The sequence below is a fragment of the Mycobacterium sp. 1245852.3 genome, from assembly GCF_001669335.1.
GTDB lineage: Bacteria > Actinomycetota > Actinomycetes > Mycobacteriales > Mycobacteriaceae > Mycobacterium > Mycobacterium europaeum_A.
The window spans coordinates 1-3,675 of the sequence record NZ_LZLL01000217.1 but is presented as its reverse complement, the minus strand read 5'-3'; the positions used below and the strand labels follow the sequence as shown (position 1 = coordinate 3,675).

The window sequence follows — 3,675 nt, the reverse complement described above, 5'->3', positions numbered from 1 at the left end:
GCTGCCGGTGGTGCGTTACGACAACATCGACGGCCAGGACGTCAACATCGTCGACCCGGCGGCGATCAAGGCGGAGGTGGCGGCGGCGATCGGGGCCGACACGACGACGACCGCGCCGAGCACCACCGCCGTGAAGCCGGATCCCACCACGGTCGTCGACGTGGTCAACGCCGGCAGCATGAGCGGTCTGGCCACCGAGGTATCCCGCGCGCTGAAAAAGAAGGGCTACACCCCGGGTCAGGTCCGCGACCGCGAATCCGGCGACCCAACCTCCACGACGGTCGAGTACGGCGCCGGCGCGCAAACCGATGCGCTCAACCTGGCCAACCTGCTCGGCGTGGACGCGCCGAAGCAGCCCAGCCCCAGGGTGCAGCCCGGACACATCCGCCTGACCGTGGACACCAATTTCACGATGCCCACCCCCGACGAGACGCAGATGGACGACACGACGAGCACCAGCTCGAGCACCACGTCGACCAAGGCCAAGAGCTACTACTACAACGGCACGACCACGACCTACCCGACGCCCGATCAGGGCAAGCCGATCGATGGCGGCGGCGTGCCCTGCGTCAACTAGCCATCACGCTGCGCGGTGATCGCAAGCGCGGCGGAGCCGGGCGCGGCGGGTCGCCGCCATCAGGCTGCGCGGTGATCGCAAGCGCGGCGGAGCCGGGCGCGGCGGGTCGCCGCCATCAGGCTGCGCGGTGATCGCAAGCGCGGCGGAGCCGGGCGCGGCGGGTCGCCGCCATCACGCATGCGTGCCGCCATCGATGCGGATCTCGGTGCCGGTGATGAACGCGCCGTCGTCGGACACCAGCATGGCGATCACCCCGGCGACGGCCGTGGGCTCGGCCATCCCGGTGCCGCTGGATTCGACGGAGGTGGGCAGCACCGGCATCAGCCTCGAAAACAGCGACCAGTCAGCGTCTTTGGGGATATATCCGCCGGTGGCGTCGGTGATTCCGGACTTGATGCTGCCCGGCGCCACGCATACCGCGCGCAGGCCGTCGCGCGCGTATTCCAGCGCCAGCGAGTGGGTGAAGGCCTGGATGCCGCCCTTGCTCGCGGCGTAGGCGGCCATGTAGGGGTGGGCGAACGAGGCCGACGTGGAGCTGAAGTTGACGACCGCGCTGCGGGAGTTGGCCAGCAGGGACGGCAGCGCTTCGCGGACCACCAGGAAGGTCCCGGTCAGGTTCACGCCGACGATCCGATTCCACAGCTCGAGGCTGGTTTCGTGGGTGTGCGCGGCCCGCAGGATGCCCGCGGCGTTGACGAGCGAGTCGAGGCCACCCAGCTGCTCGACGGCCACGCGCACCCCGTCGATCACGGACTCCTCGCTGCCCACGTCCATCGGCAGGGTGGTCAGCCGGTCGGCGGTGCCGGCCTCGTCGGCCCGCGCCCGGGTGTTGTCCAGGCCGTCGGCGGCGACGTCGGAGGCCGCGACGGCGGCGCCCTCGTCCAGCAAGCGCAGCGCGGTGGCCTGCCCGATGCCCGACGCGGCGCCGGTCACCAGGATCCTCTTGCCCTCAAGCCTTTTCATGCGATTCTCCCGGCTCAGACCACTCCGCGCAGCGCGTCCTGGCCGAACATCTGCACCATCATCGAGGAGTAGTCGGGGCCGCGGCGCAAGATGTGGCCGCCGTCGACGTTGATGCACTGGCCGGTGATCCAGGCGGCCGCGTCGCTGAGCAGGAACATCGCCAGGTTGGCGACGTCTTCGACCTCGCCCACCCGCGGCAGCGGCGTGCACAGCGCGTAGTCCGCGCTGATCTCCGGCGACTGAATCACGCTTGCGTCAACAAGATCGGTGCGGATCAGGCCGGGGCGGATGCTGTTGACCCGCACCCACGACTCTCCGAGTTCGTCGGCGGCCAGCATCATCATGTGGTCGATGGCCGACTTGGTGACCCCGTAGGGCCCGAACCAGCGGTGGGTGTTGCTGGCCGCGATCGAGGAGATCCCGATGAACGAGCCGCCGCCACCGCGCACCAATTCGCGCCCGACGTGCTTGAGCACGTACATGGTGCCGTTGATGTTGAGGTCGACGGTGTTTCGCCACGCCTCGGAGTCGGTGTGGGTGATCGGCCCGACGGTCAGCGAGCCACCGGCGCAGTGCACCGCCCCGTGCAGGCGGCCGTGCCACGCCGTGGCGGCGTCGACCGCGCGGGCCACCTCGTCCTCGTTGGTGACGTCGGTGGGCTCGTAGCGGATGGCGCCGCCGTCGACGGCCAGCGGCTCGATTTCCTCGACGGCGCCCGCCAGCCGGTCCGGGTTGCGGCCGACGATCATCACGGAGGCCCCGGCCGAAACCAGGCCTGCGGCCACGCCCTTGCCGATTCCGCTGCCGCCGCCGGTGATCAGATACGTCCGGTCTTGGAAAGATAGCTGCACGCGAGGCCCTCTCGAACTGGAACAGGTTCTAGCTATAGAAGCATGTCCCCTCGGGGTGAATATCGCTACCCCCGGTCTCGTTACGGCTCGGCGGCGCGACGCTACGGCGTATCGCGGCGGGCCACCTTCGTCGGCTTCGCGTCACGCCAATCCTCGACGTGCGGCGGTTGACCAACCGGCCACCGGTTCTCGTTGAACGCCGCCCAGTGTGCATGCCCCAACAGGTGCACGTGGAACGCGTGCCGCAGCGCCTCGGTGTAGCCCATCGCGTCGGAGGCGGCATTGACCGAATCCTTGATGAGCAACGACGCCATCGTGGGCCGCTCGGCGATGCGTCGCGCGAAAGCCAGTGTCTTCTCCTCTAATTCGTCGACCGGGAAGACCTTCGAGACCATGCCCAGCCGGTGCGCCTCGTCCGCGTCGATCGAATCACCGGTCAGCAGCAGCTCTTTGGCCTTGCGCGGACCGAACTCCCAAGGGTGGGCGTAGTATTCGACACCAGGCATACCCAGCCGGACAGCGACGACGTCGCTGAACTTCGCGTTGTCGGCCGCGACGATCAGATCGCACGCCCAGATCAGCATCAAACCGGCCGAGATCGCGTTGCCCTGAACCTGGGCGATGGTGATCTTTCGCAGATCCCGCCAGCGGCAGGTGTTTTCGAAGAAATAGTGCCACTCCTGGTGGTACAGCTTCTCCATGATCGGCTCGAGGGTGGCCCCGCGCGAACGGAAGCTCGGGTGCTGCCCCGGCCCCGGCGCGCGCTCGGCCAGTGCCTGCTCGGAACCCAGGTCGTGGCCGGCGGAGAAGTTCCTGCCCCGGGCCGCCAGGATCACCACGCGAACCGTGTCGTCGGCCTCGGCGCGGCCGAACGCCTCGTCGAGCTGGACCAGCAGGCCGCGACTCTGCGCGTTGTGGGCATCGGGCCGGTTCAGCCAGATCCGGGCGATGCGGCCCTCATCGAGGGTTTCGTAGGCCACCAGCTCCGGGGCGTTGGCGTCGGCCGCCCCGGCGTCGGCTTGCTCGGAGACTGTCATTGAGCCCACCTCGTTCGTCGTTGAATTGGCCTTGTTTACAGATTACGGCCAGTGTGTAACCGGGCCCGCGCTGGGGTGATGGGGTGGCGGGCGCCGCAGAGCATGGTTCTCATCGGGCGCTCTCGGGCCGCCGCGCCAGCGGCAGCAGCCGGTGGTCGCGGGTGAACACCAGCCGCACGATGCCCATCCCGACGACCACCGTGGTGGCCGCGACCGAGCCCAGGATCAAGAACATCACCACGACCTG

4 protein-coding genes are annotated in these 3,675 nt (G+C 68.8%); 1 reads left to right on the top strand and 3 read right to left on the bottom strand.

The genetic code is table 11. The features are described from left to right. Window positions 1-577, top strand: a 577-nt coding sequence (locus A9W96_RS09825; protein WP_197499472.1) for a LytR C-terminal domain-containing protein, incomplete at its 5' end; no start/stop codon positions are given. 171 nt (window positions 578-748) lie between these two features. On the opposite strand, the gene A9W96_RS09820 is transcribed toward A9W96_RS09825, so the two are convergent. From A9W96_RS09820 to A9W96_RS09810, 3 genes are all read right to left on the bottom strand, one after another. Then, window positions 749-1,540: an SDR family NAD(P)-dependent oxidoreductase gene (locus A9W96_RS09820; RefSeq protein WP_066866211.1), complete on the bottom strand. Its 792-nt coding sequence runs from the start codon at window positions 1,538-1,540 to the stop codon at window positions 749-751. 14 nt (window positions 1,541-1,554) lie between these two features. After that, window positions 1,555-2,391: an SDR family oxidoreductase gene (locus A9W96_RS09815; RefSeq protein ID WP_066881019.1), complete on the bottom strand. Its 837-nt coding sequence runs from the start codon at window positions 2,389-2,391 to the stop codon at window positions 1,555-1,557. 101 nt (window positions 2,392-2,492) lie between these two features. Continuing rightward, a complete protein-coding gene (locus A9W96_RS09810) occupies window positions 2,493-3,428 on the bottom strand; it encodes an enoyl-CoA hydratase (protein ID WP_067139358.1) in 936 nt (311 codons plus the stop codon). Window positions 3,429-3,675: the final 247 nt, after the last annotated feature.